Consider the following 15,385-nt stretch of genomic DNA (forward strand, 5'->3'; position numbering starts at 1 on the left):
ATGAACAAGGCAAAAAAAATTCAGCTAGCATTTTTGGCAGCCCTTTTGGGCACGGTTTTCTGCTTTGGTCAGAAAAAGTCCAAAGGAGACGATTTCTTTTTTCAATACAAATACCCGCAGGCCATAACGGCGTATGAGGCGCAAATGACCGAGGGAACCTTGTCCGAACAGCAGTTTTTGAACTTGGCCGATTCGTATTTTGAGACCAATAATTTTGAGAAAGCATCGGAAGCCTACTTGGAACTCTACAAAAAAGACACCTTGATGGGTGGGCACCATTTCAACAAAATGTTGCAAAGCATCTCAAAAACATCCAACACGGAACGAAAGAACGCTTTTTTGACCACGATGTCCTCTAGTTTCCCAAAAGAGCTCATGGAAAATATGGAGTTCAATCAGCAACTGTTGGGAAATAATGCTGAAGAATCCAGCTTGGATTATCAGATTTTTAACTTGGCCGAAAATAGTCCACAGACAGATTTTGCCCCTTCATTCTATAAAGACCAACTTTTGTTCACCAGTGGTCGGTTACGACAGAAGGGGAATAGATACGAACCGGGTAACGAGGATTATTTTAATATTTATGGAGCCCGTTTGCAGCCTGATGGGCAAATTTCGGATATTCAAACCTTTGCAGAGCTGCCAAGCTCCAACTACCATAAGGCAACTCCGTATTATTCAGAAGGGTTGGAGAGTGTTTTTTATGTATTGTCCAATACGGAAGATGGTGAACTTGCTTTCGACGCAAATGGAAAAAATGCCCTGGCGATAGGAAAGCAGGTCATTGGAGATTCGTTTCAATTATTATTAAAGGACCTGAGCACATCTTTTTACTATCCCTTTTATGATGAGGCCAGTGGAAAATTGTATTTCTCGGCCAATTTTGAGAACGGGTATGGCGGTACCGATATCTACTATGTGTACACCAATAGCGGTCAGGTGATGTCGGCTCCCATTAATTTGGGCCCTCGAATCAATTCACCGGGGAACGAGATAGCACCCTTCATCTTTGAAGGCAGTTTTTACTTTGCCTCGGATGTGTTCTATGGATATGGGGGGATGGATGTGTACAAATCGAACATGGAAGGCGAGAGTTTCAGCATTCCCATCAATTTGGGCAAGGGCATTAATTCTACGGAGGATGATTTTGGCTTGATCATGCGTAATGAAGGTGAAGGTCTGTTGGGTTATTTTGCTTCAAATAGACCGGGAGGCAAGGGCAAGGATGATATTTATGGATTTCAGTTGGATGAAAAACCCGGCCTGAAAACAATCACCTTCCGGGGAAAAGTGGTAAAACCGTACAATACCTCTGAAGTTGTGGATAAGGTCGCTGTTCAATTATGGGATGTAAACGGCGAACTTTTGGCGGTGACCTATTCAGATGAGGAAGGCAATTATAGGATTGAAATCCCTTGGGTGGAAGAAGTGGTCTTGGAATCCAGTAAAGATCGGTATTCCCAATTTACCAAACGTTTTACCCAAAGTGACTTGGAGGGAAAGGAAACCTTGGATTTTGATATTGGCATATCCCTTTACGATGATCTGGTGGAAGAAAAAGAAGGCCAAATGGTCGTAAAAATGAAAAAATTCCTCTTTGGAAATAACCGTACCCAACTGACACCTGAGATTGAAGCTGAACTGGACAAGGTGGTGGAGTTCATAAAAGGATTTCCATCGGCACAGCTTCGGATAGAGACCTACACCGATAGTAGGGGGGGAAGTTCCACCAACTTTAGGTTGACACAGAGTCGCTCCGATGCCATTAAACAATATTTAATTGAACAAGGGGTTCCCTCTTCCAACATCCTATATTCTGTTGGGTATGGAGAAGATAAGATTCTGAACAACTGTACCAATGGTGTTTTTTGTCTTGAAATGCTCCATCAGCAAAATCAGCGATCTTTGGTGGTTGTACTTAATGACAATATTCTTTTTGATTGATTTGAATCTAGCGCCAAATCATCCAACAATAATACAAGGCAAACAGCGATAGGAAAACCATTCCGCACCAAGTAAGTATCCGCAGCCCAAAATTGGGCTTATGTTCTAGGGGAATATCCTTGCCCATAACCGTCTTAAGGTTCATCCATCCCAATAAAGGCGCCAATACAAAAGAGACAAAGGTGGCCAAGGCGACCAGATTGGCCATGTTGGCACTAAAAACCGTGATGACCAACCAGTTGATTACAGCCATGATGATCACAGTAATGGCAAAGGCATTCTTGCTCTTAAAAGCTCTTTTGTTGGGGTACAATTTATCAAGTACATCAATACTGACCCGTGACACGGCATCATGGGCGGTCATACACGTACTGAACATGGTGGCAAAGGCTGCTATAGCGATGAAAAAGTAAGCCCAATCCCCAATATGTACTGTGAACAGGGTAACCAATTGGTCGGCAAATACCACAGCACTGCCACTGAGTTCGGTTCCTGTGCCATAAAGGGTCAGCCAACCAATGATCAAAAAGAAAACGGCCAAGATAGCTGTTAAAAAATACCCCACATTAAATTCTTGCAGCGCCAATTTCAAAGAAGGTTTTTCCTTCATGGTCTTTAAATTTTCTATGCTCCACATACTTACCCAGCCCGAAGCCTCCACCGCAGTGGGCATCCAACCAATAAGCCCGATCAAAAATAGGATGCCGACTTCATTGAAGATCTCGGGGCGTTGGTACGATTCAGCATTGGGAACGGGTCCTTTTTGAATCACCAGTACCGTAGTTACCAAAAGTGCCACAAATAATATGGTGATGACCGCTTTTAAAGAGTTTTCCAAAAATCGGTACTTCCCTATAATTAAGAGTAAACTGATAAAGATGAAAAGGCATAGGGCAATTCCACCGGCACCCATACTCGAAATTTGGAACAGGTTCATAAAAAGTCCGGCGGTGACCACATACAAAGCCGCTAAAATGGTGAATGTGGAGATTAAGGTTACGAAAGCATAGATCCACAAATAGGTTTTTCCCAAATTCAGATATCCTTGTATCAAACTTTTTTCGGTAACGGTGGTATATCGCACCCCAAACTCGAAAAATGGATATTTTAAAAGGTTGGCCAGTACAATGGGAATAATCATGATCCATCCATATTGTGCTCCGGCCTTAGTGGACAACACCAGGTGGGAAGTTCCAATGGCCATGCTGGCAAAGAGCAAACCGGGACCAAGGACTTTTAGAAGTGCTTTCAGTTGTGTCATTAGTGGTCAATAGTGCATGGCGCTAAAAATAGTACATTTATGGGAGTCCGTAAAAAGCTGCATCACAGTAAACTGATATAAAAGAATTCTCATAAACTAATGCTTAAGATTGATAAAGGGCATATTGCCTATGCAGGCAAACGTTGTTGAGAGGGAGATATAAACCATAAAGAATGTTAAATTTGCTTACTTCTTTTGCATACTAGACGACTGGTCATATATTTGCATCGCAAAGTATGGAACACAAAACTTTAAAAGGCGAAATTAAGAGGGATACCCTTATTGAAAAGGGCATGGAGATTCTATGGTCTAAAGGTTACAATGCCACCAGTGTTAATGATATCGCAAAGGCTGCTGATGTTCCTAAAGGCTCCTTTTATTTTTATTTTGAAAGTAAGGAGGACTTTACAGTAAAGGCCATTGAAACCTATTTTGAAACCTGTATGGAGCCCCTAAAGGAGTTACTTTCGGATACATCAAAGTCGCCTAAGGAACGACTTTTAGGTTTTCACCAGCACCGAGCATCCAAGTTAAAAAATGAGCTTGATTGTAAAATGGGATGTTTGGCTTGTAACATTGGCAGTGAAATGGCTGAGCATAGCGAAAAAATAAGAAAAGCTATTGTTGTCAAGGAACAATGGCTACAAGAGCTTCTTGTGAAGGTTGTGGAAGAGGGACAGGCACAGGGAGAAATTGATGATAGCCTAAATGCCGCCGATATGGTGGCCTTTTTTGAAGATGCAGGCAAAGGTGTAATGACCACCATGAAGGAATTGCAGAGTAGTTATCCGATAGATAACTACTTGAATATGGTGCAAAAAATAATGTTCAAATAATTTTTTTAACCAAAATACTAGTTGACTGGTCAATTAAGTCAAAGTTAATTCAATATCAATTTATAGTTGACCAGTCAGTTAGTAATTAAAAATATGTCACATACAACAAACCGAAATTGTCTAAATAGAAACGAACAATTAAACTAAACCTAGAAATAAATGAACGCAATCAAGAAAACCAAAAATGCAACCAATGCATTTGCCAAGAACTGGGCCAATTTTGTCATCAAATTTAGATGGCCGGTCCTACTCCTTACCATTTTGTTGGCCGTAGGGCTGGCATCTCAGGGTAAAATGGAGTTTGATGGGGATTATCACGTGTTTTTCAGTGAATCCAATCCAGAATTGGAAGCCTTTGATGCACTTCAGGAAAAGTACACAAAAGACGATAATATTATTATTGTACTCGCTCCCAAAAATGGCGATGTCTTTACCAAAGATAATTTGGTCGCCATAGAAGAGTTGACCGCTGAAGCTTGGAACACACCCTATTCTTCTAGAGTGGATGCCGTGACCAACTTTCAGCACACCAGTGCCAATGGAGATGATTTGTATGTGGATGACCTTTCATACGATTCGGCAAACAAGACAGAGGCCGAAATCAAGGAGATTCGGGAAATTGCACTGAAGGAACCTTTGCTGATTCATAGAATCATCAATGAAGCGGGAAGTGTTACGGCCATCAATATTACGGTCAGGCTCCCCGGGGAAAACAGTGCAGCTGAGATTCCCGAAGTTACAGTGGCCACTCGCGATATGGTCTCAAAGTTTAAGGAGCAACATCCAAATTTTGATGTGTACACCACAGGATTGGTTCCATTGAACACCGCTTTTTTTGAATCATCACAGAAAGATCTAATGCTTACCATGGTTATGTTGCTGATTGTTGTTATAGTGACCTTGGTACTGACACGCAACGCATTTGCAACCATCGCAACCTTGATCGTGGTACTGTTTTCCATTGTAAGTGCAGTAGGTTTTATCGGTTTGACGGGGATTAAACTGACACCGCCTTCATCCGTTTTTCCTACCATGATATTGACCTTGGCAGTTGCTGATAGTATCCATATCCTTATTACTTACCTCCAAAAAGTACGCAAAGATGGTATGGAAAAGAGAGCGGCCCTGGTGGAATCTATGCGATTGAATTTCATGCCTGTCTTTATCACCAGTTTAACTACCGTTATCGGATTCTTGACCCTGAATTATGGCGACGTGCCTCCATTCTGGGACTTAGGGAACATTGTTGCCTTTGGAATGTGCATGGCCTTTCTATTTTCAACAACCACCTTGCCAGCGCTCATGGCCATATTTCCTATCTGGAAATCCAAGAAAGTGGTGCAGAAGAAAGAAGAAAAAATTGGCGGATATGCCAAATTGGGCATGTTTGTGGTAAAGCAGCCGGTAAAACTCACCTTGATTTCCGTGGGAATCATAGCCATACTCACGTTTTTGGCGACCAAGAATGTGTTCAACGACGAGTTTGTGGAATATTTTGATACTTCGGTACAGTTTAGAAATGATAGTGATTTCATCAATGAAAATCTGACCGGTTTCTACAATGTGGAGTTTTCCGTAGGTAGTGGTGAAAGCGGAGGAATCAATAACCCAGAATATCTTCAGAAACTCAATGAATTTGAAGATTGGTTGGAGAAACAGCCCGAGGTGGTCCATGTGAATGCCTTCAGCGAGGTGGCAAGACGCGTGAACCGTTCCATGCATGGTGATAACGAAAGTTGCTATAAAGTGCCAAATGATAGGGAAGAGGCGGCACAATATCTTCTGCTCTATGAGTTGTCGTTGCCATTCGGACTTGACCTCAACAATCAAATCAATGTGGATAAATCCGAATCACGGGTGACCGTCACTTTGCAGAACAATTCCAGCGCAGAGATGATCGCTTTTGCTGAAAGGGCAGAAAGTTGGTTGCGAAACAACACCCCGGAACCCATGCATGCCCTTGGGGTAAGTCCAACGCTTATGTTCTCCAAGTTGGGCTTCAGGCAGGCAGAAAGTATGTTCAAGGGGAATATTATTGCGCTTCTACTGATTTCCTTAGTGCTGATGATTGCCTTGAGGAACGTAAAACTGGGACTGTTGAGCATCATCCCCAATGTGGCTCCTGTTTTGGTGGGATTTGGGCTGTGGTATCTCCTAAAAGGAACCATCAACACCGGGATGGTCATTGTTTTTGGAATGACGTTGGGGATTATCGTGGACGATACCGTTCACTTTATGAGCAAATTTTTACGCGCCCGTAGGGAATTGGGGTATGATGCCAGAGCAGCCATCATCTATGCCTTTGAAACCGTAGGTAAAGCATTGGTGACCACTACCGTAGTGTTATTGTGTGGGTTTGTGGTTCTTTCCACCTCCTCATTCGCACTAAATAGCTATATGGCGAGGATAACCGTAATCATCATTATTGCGGCATTGATTATTGATTTTATTCTACTTCCGGCTCTGTTGGTCTTGGTCAGCAAGGAAAAGGAAGCGGTTGCTCAAAAATCCCAGACACAAGTACAATTCGATAAATAAATATTAAACACAATTAATTATAGTATCATGAAGAAAATAAATTCTAATATCTCAATATTGATTTTCGGTTTTACCCTGTCTACAGCTTCGGCACAAACTGCTGAACAACGTGGCTTGCAAGTTGCGCAAGAGGCTGAAAAGGCGGATGAGGGTTTTGGAAGTTCAGTAGTTGAACTCAAAATGACCTTGAAGAACAAAAATGGGCAGACCAGTGAACGTTTTTTAACGACCCAAACCTTGGAATTGACCGAGGATGGAGATAAATCCCTCATTGTTTTTGAAAGCCCAAAAGACGTAAAAGGTACAGCTACCTTAACGTTTACCCACAAAGTGGGGGCAGATGACCAATGGTTGTATCTTCCCTCCATTAAAAGGGTAAAGCGGATATCTTCCAACAACAAATCCGGACCTTTTGTGGGGAGCGAGTTTGCCTATGAGGATCTTTCATCCCAAGAGGTTGAAAAATATGAGTACAAGTTCCTAAAGCAGGAAGGAGATTTGTTGATTGTGGAACAGGATCCTGTGGACCCTAAATCAGGATACACCCGAAGAATTGCCATATACAACAAGGGTAAAGGGTATCGGTTGGAGAAAATAGAGTTTTACGATAGAAAGGATGCCCTTTTAAAGACGCTGACCTATGATGACTACAAACTGTACAAAAACAAGTTTTGGAGGGCATTGACCTTCACTATGGTCAACCATCAAAGTAATAAGGAAACCGTGTTAAAGTTTAGCGAATACGATTTTGGGACACAACTTTCCGATGAAGATTTTACAGAGGTGGCCTTAAAACGTGCCGGAAGCTAATAAAACAATTTATCCAGGGCATGTACTCTCTTTTTTGACAAGTATTTGTGTCTAACAAGTTGTGTGCTATGCTTGCCCATGCCCTGGTTTTTTTCTAACAACCTTTACCCATATTTTACATGCAAAACTTTTTTTTCATTGTAACTGCAATTCTTTTGTGCCATGGCTTTGTTTGGGCCCAAAAAGATGAATCCAATAACACCCTTACCCAAGATTTTGAACTGGAACTGGAAGCAGAGTACCGATATTTTTTAGAGGAAGCACAATTTCCGGAACAGTTGGATCACTATCCGGCCATGGCAATCAGACCAGAGTATTCCCTAGAGTGGAACGATGGTTATGAAAGTATCAACTTTACTGGTTTTTTTAGGTTGGATCGTGATGATGAACGTACCCATTGGGATATTAGGGAGCTGTACTACCAAAAAGCCAAGAACAATTGGGAGTTGAGTATTGGCCTGAAAAAAGTGTATTGGGGCGTGGCGGAAAGCAATCATTTGGTGGATATCATTAACCAGACCGATGCCGTGGAAACCTTTGACGGAGAAGAGAAACTGGGTCAGCCCATGGTACAGTTTAATTACATTACCAATGGTTTGGGTACCTTCAGTGTGTTTTATCTGCCCTATCACAGAAAACGTACCTTTCCAGGAGAAAAGGGAAGACTTCGGTTTGGAACGGTTATCGATAAGGATGATATAGGTTATGAGAGTGGTGCCGAGGAATGGCGGCAGGATGTTGCCTTGCGATGGAAACACTATTTTGGAATCTTTGATGTGGGGATTTCCCATTTCTATGGAAATGGCCGCGAACCCTTGTTTGTGTTTGATGAGTTTGGAAACATCAATCCCTTTTACCCCGTAATCAATCAAACTGGATTGGATTTGCAGATTACCCATGATGCTTTCCTTTGGAAGTTCGAATCCATATACAGGAATGCCGATGCCCAAGATTTTGTCGCTTTGGTTGTTGGGCTGGAATATACCTTCAGTAACATTGATGGAAATGGCCTGGACCTAGGTTTGTTAGGGGAGTATCTGTATGATGAAAGGGATGAACTTTCGTTGAATGCCCTACAAAATGATATCTTTTTTGGGAGCAGATTGGCTTTCAACGACATTCAGGATACTTCAATTTTAATTGGAGGCATATCCGACTTGGAGTCCAGCAGTAAAATTTTCAGTTTGGAAGCTTCCAGACGTTTTGGGTCCAATTGGACGGTTGAGGTTGAAGGTAGGATTTTTAGCTCCATCGCCGAAGAGGAATTGATTCTTGGAAACTTTAGTGACGATAGCTTTTTACGATTGACCATTTCCAGATTCTTTTAAGAGCTATGGGTTTGCCAATTCCTTAATTATTTCCTAATGATTGTTGCATGTTAAAAGGTTTTTTACAGCTTTGTACCTTTGGAATAATCTCTTTTCTTCATGACCGTTTGGATAATTTTTATTTCAGTAGTGGCACTCTTATTGGCTTTTGATTTGGGTGTTCTCAACAGAAAAGCTCATGCCATTTCACTGAAGGAAGCCACTGTTTGGAGCACGTTTTGGATAGGTTTGGGACTAGGATTTTCAATAGTGGTGTATTTTATCTACAAAAATGGATGGATAGGAAACCCCAACGCCCTCAACGCTTGGAATGCTACAATCAAATACATAACGGGGTATCTGGTTGAATTGTCGTTGAGCATGGACAACATTTTTGTCATTGCCGTGATTTTCTCATCCTTTGCCATTCCAGAGAAATATCAGCATAGAGTACTTTTTTGGGGAATAGTGGGGGCAATCCTGTTTCGGATAACCGCTATTTATCTGGGAGTGGCCCTGCTGAAAAAGTTTTTTTGGATCACCTATATTTTTGGTGGATTTCTGGTATTCACGGCATTAAGGCTCTTACGGGCACATCAAAAAGTTTTTAATCCCAAAGATTCACTTGTGTTTCGATGGGTGAACATGATCGTTCCTGTTTCGCACACCATTGAATCGCAAAAATTCTTCATCAGAAAGAATGAAGTATTGATGGCCACTCCGCTTTTAGTGGCCTTGGTGGTGATTGAATTTACGGACATCCTTTTTGCTTTGGACAGTATCCCAGCTGTATTGGGCATTACTTCGGATACATTTTTGGTGTTCAGTTCCAACATTTTGGCGGTTATGGGCCTTCGGTCCATCTATTTCTTTTTGAGTCACATGGTATCGCGATTCAAATATTTAAAGTATAGCCTTTCCGCTATTTTGTTCTTTGTTGGGATAAAATTGATACTTTCCCATCATATTGAGTTGCCCGAGTGGGTTTCTTTGACTTTTATAGCAGTGGCTTTAGGCTTGGGAGTACTATTTTCATTGAAAAACAAAGAAGAATACCAGAATTGATTGGACTACCAATCTTTAAGTCCCAACCCATAATTTTTGCTGGGTTTTAGGATTCCATTCTTTAGTTGGAGCAAATCCGAAAAAGGATCATTTTTAAATTCCAAATGGCCGTCCAGATCAGCGTATTTCACGTTAGATCGAGACAAGGCAAAATGCAGTCCCGCAGAGATACCTAGACTGCATTCATCCAAACAACCCACCATGGCTTCCAAATGGGCCGCTTTGGCTATGGTGTTCACGCGCATTCCTTCATGTATGCCGCCAACCTTCATCAGTTTAATGTTTACCATATCAATTCGCTGATTTTTGGCCAATCGGAATGCATCCTTAACGGATTTTAAACTTTCATCCGCCATTATGGGCAGGTCAAGCGTGTTTTTAACCTCTCCTAGATACTTGTCGAGTAACGGTTTTGTAGGTTGCTCCAAGATTTCAATGTTCACATCCTTTACCGCATTATCAAAAGCCACGGTTTCATCAACAGAGTAGCCTTGGTTACCATCAAACCGAAGTTGTATTTTGGGGAACTGTTCCCGTATTTTTTGCAATTTTTCAATATCCTCTTCCAAGGAAAGCCCTCCCTTTATTTTTAGAATAAAAAACCCTTGCCTTACATATTCTTCGGTCAGTTTTAGGGTTTCTTCCAAAGGAAGAATTCCAATGGTAATACTGGTTGCGATTTCATGCCGATACCCTCCCAAAAATTGATAGAGGGGTACTTGCATTTTCTTGGCGGAAATGTCCAAGAGAGCCATGTCAACCATGGCCAATGCCGATGATTTTTGGGGAAGTTGATGTGAAAGTTCCTCTAAAATCTGCGAAACCATAAAAGGATTCTTTCCCTTTAAAATAGGGATGATGCTATTTTGAATGTCATGCTCAACATCCTCAGGTGATTCATGGGTAACGGTTATGTCCGGGGCCGCACAACCAAATCCAACGATAGGTCCGTCTGTTTCAATTTTGAGGATAAAATTGGTGGCTTTGGAAATTTCCTCATAAGCAATGGTATAGGGAATCAGGAGTTCCAGTTCCAAGCGTTCGTACCCAATATTGGTGATGATCATGGTTTTATCTTGGTTTTGAGCAACGCAATAAGGTCTTGGGCACCGTGGGCCAAAACATCAAAAGTGGGTAACCCCGTTTCATTTTCCAGTGCTTTGCAGGCTGGAAGAATTTCAGAAGGTTCCATATTCTCATGGTTGACAGTTATGGCGATTACTTCTTTCCCAGAAATCACTTGAATGGCATTGATTTGCTCTTGGATGGAATGCATTTTGTATCCTGGAAAGCCATCATATTCCAACCGTTTTGGGGCATGTTGTAGAATGACGTAGTCAGGTCGGCCTGCGGCCAAAATCTCAAATCCACCGGGGTAGGCAGGGTTCATTAAACTACCTTGTCCTTCAATGACAATAACATCTGGCTTTTCGTTGCGATAGGCACTGACCACGGCGTTTTCAATCTCCCCCGATACAAAATCATTGATACAGCTGTCCATGATCATACTGTATTTGGCGCCCTGCATCCAAGCGGTTTGTCCTGTCCCAATCATTTCCGCTTTATATCCAGCATCTCGAAATCCATGCACCACAAACCACGAAGTGGTTCGTTTGCCCAAAGCGGAATCTGTTCCCAAAACCGCCAATTTTAGGCAATCCACCTGTTCAATATCACCAGTAAAGAAATGAAGCTTATCCCGGTCCGGGGTTTTCCGAACATCCCTGATCGTACAGTTATTTTCCTTGGCCAGTTGTACCAATTCTGGGTCGTTGGTCAGGAAATCGTGAAGGCCACTGTCCACATTCCAGCCCAGTTGCAACGCTTTTTTAATAGTTTCCTTGGCAATTTTTGGCAAACGTCCACCATCTGGTGCGAGTCCAATGACCAAATAATCTGGGGTTAGATTGTTGGTGGATAAGGTTTGGACAGCTTCTTCAATGGTTGAAAATAGGGGAATACCGTTAGGCTTACCATCCAATACCCTTCCGGCATCTTCACCTAAATAGGTACTGTCCAAAACGCCGACTACCTTATACCTTTCTGTGAAGCGAACGAGTCCGTGCGCTGTTTTTCCGTTGGGGGTGTTGAACGCTCCTTCGCAATACACCAAAGCCTTTCCGTCAATTTTTTTCATAAGTTTCAATATTTGGCAGTGAGCACGGCAACAAACCGATTGGGTTCAAAATTCATTTTTTCATCCAGTTCCAAAAGAGCGATTAATCCAGCGGTAGAAGCCGGTAGAATCCGTAGCCCTTCTTTTTTGAGCAACAGTGTGCTCATATCCCGCATTTTTTTGTCACTGATGTTGAATGCCTCACCCTTGGATTGCAGCAACGCGTATAGTGCTTCTTCCCCATCAAAGCTGTGCCAATTGATGAGCGGTTCATTGTATTTGGTCTCTTTTACTTTCTCGGGTTGAAGGTCCTGACAATGGTCCAGCCCTTTTTTAAACGATTGGATAATCGGATTTTTATGGGTGGATGAGGCCGCGATCATTTTTGGAATCTTGGAGGTTTTTCCCCGTTTGTACAGGCTGGCAAACCCTCGATAGATTCCTGCCAAGAGTGTTCCGTTGGATACGGGAACAGCACAGTATTCAGGGGCGTCGCCTAGGTCGTCCACAATTTCGGTGGCGATTTGGGCATAGGAGGCAATCTGAAGGGGCGTGTTTGCACCTCCGGGATTGGCATCGTACCATTCGTGTTCCACAGCCATTTCACTTACTTTGGTCACTACATCCTCATAGCTTCCATCAATCCTCATGATGTTGGCTGAGAGGGATTCCATTTCCTTGATACGTTCGGTATGGTAACTGGAGGGAATGGCAATGATACATTCCAAACCTGCCAAATCCGCAGCCAGGGCCACAGCAACCCCATAATTTCCACAAGTAGCCAAGCTGATGGTGCTGAACCCACGTCTGAGGGCATCATACACTTGGGCAAAGGCAATTCGGTCTTTTTGGGTGCCCGAGGGATTGTCCCCTTCATATTTGATGTAAAGCTGACGAATGTCAAATTCGCGTTCCAGAGATTTGGCCCGGGTCATTGCGGTATCGCCCACCTCTATATTGATGATATCCTCAAAACTTTCCAACCGATCCACCAAGGATTTGCTTTTGTCCTTAACAAAGGCACTGAGTTCCTTGGTTTCGGAGGAGACTTTAAGTTCAGCTGTTTTAACACCGTCAATCAGATTCATACCATCTTGTTCGAATGGACTAAAGGTATTGTTTTATAGTATTTTTTGGAAAGTGGAATAATAAATTTATATACAAAAGAAAAACCCCCGTGAAAACAGGGGTTTTTGTACTCGAGGCGGGAATTACCTTCGGTGAGTCCCGTTGAGCACTATTGGAAATAAATGCCAAAGGCCTATTCGGCCTGTTTTTTTTGTTTGTTCACCTTGCAAAAAGAAACTTTCCGCAACGTTTACAAACAAAAAAGCCGAATCGAAAGATTCGGCTTTTGCATCAAGTACTCGAGGCGGGACTTGAACCCGCACGGGCAAAATGCCCACAGGATTTTAAGTCCGGCGTGTCTACCAATTCCACCACTCGAGCAGGACTTAAACAAAAAAACGCTGGCAAGCAGCGTTTTGAGCGAAAAACGGGATTCGAACCCGCGACCTCCACCTTGGCAAGGTGATGCTCTACCAACTGAGCTATTTTCGCATTTTAAAGAACCAACACTTTTTTCGAGTGCGGATGCAAATTTAAAACATTTCTTTAAAATGTAAAGGGTTTTCGGAAAAATATGGATCATCCCCAAATTTCTATACCATTTGGTTTAGGGCTCCTTTTTTTTCATGATTTTATCCTTGAGTACACGTTCTTGTACTAGTTTCCGATAATTTCGGCTTACGGGGATTTGGTGACCGTGTTCCAAAACCAATTCATGGTTTTCCAAGGTCTGTATTTTAGATATGGGCACAATATAGCTCTTGTGTACCCGCACAAATTCCAATGGGTCCAAATTTTCCTCAACGATCTTTAAGGGCATTAAAGACATATGTTTATCTGCAATGGTCTGGATAAGGACATAGTTTTCCAAGGCCTTTACAAAAAGGATTTCTGTAGGGACTATTTTTTGATATTTACCATCGCATTTTACAAAAAAGTAAGACTCTTCCTTGGGTTTCTCAGTGGTTTCCACAGTACCATTCTTTAATCTGTGGTATTCGCAAGCCTTGCTTATTGCTTTAAAAAACCGATTAAAGGTGATGGGTTTAAGCAGGTAATCCATCACATCGAACGCAAAACCTTCTAAGGCATAATTGGGATAGGCCGTAGTAATGATGACCATGGGAAGGTCCGAACGTACCTTTAGGAAATCCAAACCGGTTAAAAAGGGCATTTGAATATCCAAAAATATTAAGTCAACAGCATGTTGTACCAACTGCTGGTCCAACTCCAAGGCATTTTCCGAAGTACAGACCAGTTCCAGATGGTCCACTACTTGAATGTACTCTTCAAGTATACCTCTGGCCAACGGCTCATCATCTACAATTATGCAGTTTAGTTTTTCTGCCATTCCAATTTCAATATTACGGAAAACCTATCGTTTTGGTCTTCAATAGCTAAGGAGTGTGATTCGGGATAGAGCAATTTGAGCCTTCGACTTACGTTTTTGAGTCCAATGCCACTTGACTCCGAGACATCCTTGGAAGGTTGACCATTTACACTTTTACTATTGATAATGTTCAATTGCAGTAATCTGTCATTGGCTTCCAACTCCATTTGAATAAAATTTTGCTGCCCTTTTCCCTTGGAAACGTGTTTAAAGGCATTTTCGATGAACGGGATAAGGATAAAAGGAGCAATGGTTTTCTTTTGGGTGGTATGGTTTTGAATATCAAACTGCATCGTGGTATGTCCTTGGTCCAAACGTAATTTTTCCAAATCGACAAAATTCTCAATAAAATCCAACTCCTTGTCCAACACAATTTTTTCATCATTGCATTCGTAGAGTTGGTACCGAAGCATGTCCGAAAAATTGGCCAAGGATTCCGAAGCCAGATCAGGATTTTTGTGGATAAGGGCAAAAATCGAGTTGATGGTATTGAACAAAAAGTGGGGATTGATCTGCGATTTAAGGTACTTGAGCTCGGTTTCTAGATGCTCTTTTTCCAAGCGAAGCCTCTTTTTTTCGGTTTGAAGCCAATTCTTGCCCAATTTAATGCTCATGGCCAAGGTCATACTGGCCACGGTTGAAGGGAGAGCCCAAACAAAATAGATTTTGGAAACCTGATTGGGATACACCCCGAAGAGTTCAAACAAGGTTTTTCCTGAGGTCAAGGTGGCAAAAAAATAGCCGCTAGTGATAAAGGCATTACAGACCAAGATAGTGCCCAGAACGGCCAAAACATAGCTGAAGTAACGCCCCACATAGAGCAGCTTTGGGATAAGATAATACAGATTAAAATAGACTCCGATAAGCTGGAAGATTACATAGAAGTAAAATTTCGGCGAAGAATCACTGTATCGCAAATAGTCATAAACTTCTGAAAGACTCCCAATATTAATGGTGAGCCACACCAAATGATACCCCAACCAAAAGGGGATATGATAGAGTTTGTATTTTAATATAAAATCCTTAAAACGGTCGTAATTCATCAAAATA

At 42.1% G+C, this 15,385-nt stretch carries 12 protein-coding genes and 2 tRNA genes; 6 read left to right on the forward strand and 8 right to left on the reverse strand.

The window, feature by feature from the left end:
- Nucleotides 1–1,944: an OmpA family protein gene (locus FG28_RS10360; RefSeq protein WP_036382542.1), complete on the forward strand. Its 1,944-nt coding sequence runs from the start codon at nucleotides 1–3 to the stop codon at nucleotides 1,942–1,944.
- 7 nt (nucleotides 1,945–1,951) lie between these two features.
- Here FG28_RS10360 and FG28_RS10365 read toward each other — a convergent pair whose 3' ends face one another.
- On the reverse strand, nucleotides 1,952–3,205 hold the full coding sequence (locus FG28_RS10365) for an NRAMP family divalent metal transporter (protein WP_036382544.1): 1,254 nt from the start codon (nucleotides 3,203–3,205) through the stop codon (nucleotides 1,952–1,954).
- A gap of 236 nt (nucleotides 3,206–3,441) precedes the next feature.
- On the opposite strand from FG28_RS10365, the gene FG28_RS10370 reads away from it, so the two are divergent.
- The 5 genes from FG28_RS10370 to FG28_RS10390 all read left to right on the forward strand — a co-directional run bounded on the left by FG28_RS10370 (nucleotide 3,442) and on the right by FG28_RS10390 (nucleotide 9,761).
- Entirely contained in the window at nucleotides 3,442–4,041 is a 600-nt protein-coding gene (locus FG28_RS10370; RefSeq protein WP_036382545.1) for a TetR/AcrR family transcriptional regulator, read from the forward strand.
- A gap of 159 nt (nucleotides 4,042–4,200) precedes the next feature.
- Entirely contained in the window at nucleotides 4,201–6,579 is a 2,379-nt protein-coding gene (locus FG28_RS10375; RefSeq protein WP_036382546.1) for an RND family transporter, read from the forward strand.
- Nucleotides 6,580–6,606: 27 nt separating this feature from the next.
- On the forward strand, nucleotides 6,607–7,389 hold the full coding sequence (locus tag FG28_RS10380; RefSeq protein WP_036382548.1) for an outer membrane lipoprotein-sorting protein: 783 nt from the start codon (nucleotides 6,607–6,609) through the stop codon (nucleotides 7,387–7,389).
- Between the two features lie 119 nt (nucleotides 7,390–7,508).
- A complete protein-coding gene (locus FG28_RS10385) occupies nucleotides 7,509–8,717 on the forward strand; it encodes a hypothetical protein (protein ID WP_036382550.1) in 1,209 nt (402 codons plus the stop codon).
- A 99-nt stretch (nucleotides 8,718–8,816) separates the two neighbouring features.
- A complete protein-coding gene (locus FG28_RS10390; RefSeq protein WP_036382552.1) occupies nucleotides 8,817–9,761 on the forward strand; it encodes a TerC/Alx family metal homeostasis membrane protein in 945 nt (314 codons plus the stop codon).
- Between the two features lie 5 nt (nucleotides 9,762–9,766).
- Here the strand turns inward: FG28_RS10390 and FG28_RS10395 are convergent, their stop codons facing one another.
- The 7 genes from FG28_RS10395 to FG28_RS10425 all read right to left on the reverse strand — a co-directional run bounded on the left by FG28_RS10395 (nucleotide 9,767) and on the right by FG28_RS10425 (nucleotide 15,378).
- A complete protein-coding gene (locus tag FG28_RS10395; protein ID WP_036382554.1) occupies nucleotides 9,767–10,828 on the reverse strand; it encodes a mandelate racemase/muconate lactonizing enzyme family protein in 1,062 nt (353 codons plus the stop codon).
- A complete protein-coding gene (locus FG28_RS10400; RefSeq protein WP_036382556.1) occupies nucleotides 10,825–11,898 on the reverse strand; it encodes a DUF1611 domain-containing protein in 1,074 nt (357 codons plus the stop codon). Before FG28_RS10400 ends, FG28_RS10395 begins: the two co-directional genes overlap by 4 nt.
- Before the next feature lie 5 nt (nucleotides 11,899–11,903).
- On the reverse strand, nucleotides 11,904–12,965 hold the full coding sequence (locus tag FG28_RS10405) for a pyridoxal-phosphate dependent enzyme (RefSeq protein ID WP_036382558.1): 1,062 nt from the start codon (nucleotides 12,963–12,965) through the stop codon (nucleotides 11,904–11,906).
- A gap of 276 nt (nucleotides 12,966–13,241) precedes the next feature.
- Nucleotides 13,242–13,326, reverse strand: a tRNA-Leu gene (locus FG28_RS10410).
- A gap of 38 nt (nucleotides 13,327–13,364) precedes the next feature.
- Nucleotides 13,365–13,437 (reverse strand) — tRNA-Gly (locus FG28_RS10415).
- A gap of 115 nt (nucleotides 13,438–13,552) precedes the next feature.
- Nucleotides 13,553–14,296 (reverse strand): LytTR family DNA-binding domain-containing protein, encoded by a 744-nt coding sequence (locus FG28_RS10420; RefSeq protein ID WP_036382560.1) that lies wholly within the window; start codon nucleotides 14,294–14,296, stop codon nucleotides 13,553–13,555.
- The gene (locus tag FG28_RS10425; RefSeq protein WP_051947271.1) at nucleotides 14,281–15,378 is read right to left on the reverse strand and encodes a sensor histidine kinase; all 1,098 of its coding nucleotides are present in this window, start codon (nucleotides 15,376–15,378) and stop codon (nucleotides 14,281–14,283) included. The genes FG28_RS10420 and FG28_RS10425 overlap by 16 nt, the downstream gene beginning before the upstream one ends.
- Nucleotides 15,379–15,385 lie beyond the last annotated feature (7 nt).

Origin of the sequence: Muricauda sp. MAR_2010_75, from assembly GCF_000745185.1 — a bacterium.
Lineage (GTDB): Bacteria > Bacteroidota > Bacteroidia > Flavobacteriales > Flavobacteriaceae > Flagellimonas.

Coding starts and splice junctions, on each gene's coding strand:
- FG28_RS10360 (WP_036382542.1), top strand. CDS start 1: ATGAACAAGGCAAAAAAAATTCAGCTAGCATTTTTGGCAGCCCTTTTG.
- FG28_RS10365 (WP_036382544.1), bottom strand. CDS start 3,205: ATGACACAACTGAAAGCACTTCTAAAAGTCCTTGGTCCCGGTTTGCTC.
- FG28_RS10370 (WP_036382545.1), top strand. CDS start 3,442: ATGGAACACAAAACTTTAAAAGGCGAAATTAAGAGGGATACCCTTATT.
- FG28_RS10375 (WP_036382546.1), top strand. CDS start 4,201: ATGAACGCAATCAAGAAAACCAAAAATGCAACCAATGCATTTGCCAAG.
- FG28_RS10380 (WP_036382548.1), top strand. CDS start 6,607: ATGAAGAAAATAAATTCTAATATCTCAATATTGATTTTCGGTTTTACC.
- FG28_RS10385 (WP_036382550.1), top strand. CDS start 7,509: ATGCAAAACTTTTTTTTCATTGTAACTGCAATTCTTTTGTGCCATGGC.
- FG28_RS10390 (WP_036382552.1), top strand. CDS start 8,817: ATGACCGTTTGGATAATTTTTATTTCAGTAGTGGCACTCTTATTGGCT.
- FG28_RS10395 (WP_036382554.1), bottom strand. CDS start 10,828: ATGATCATCACCAATATTGGGTACGAACGCTTGGAACTGGAACTCCTG.
- FG28_RS10400 (WP_036382556.1), bottom strand. CDS start 11,898: ATGAAAAAAATTGACGGAAAGGCTTTGGTGTATTGCGAAGGAGCGTTC.
- FG28_RS10405 (WP_036382558.1), bottom strand. CDS start 12,965: ATGAATCTGATTGACGGTGTTAAAACAGCTGAACTTAAAGTCTCCTCC.
- FG28_RS10420 (WP_036382560.1), bottom strand. CDS start 14,296: ATGGCAGAAAAACTAAACTGCATAATTGTAGATGATGAGCCGTTGGCC.
- FG28_RS10425 (WP_051947271.1), bottom strand. CDS start 15,378: ATGAATTACGACCGTTTTAAGGATTTTATATTAAAATACAAACTCTAT.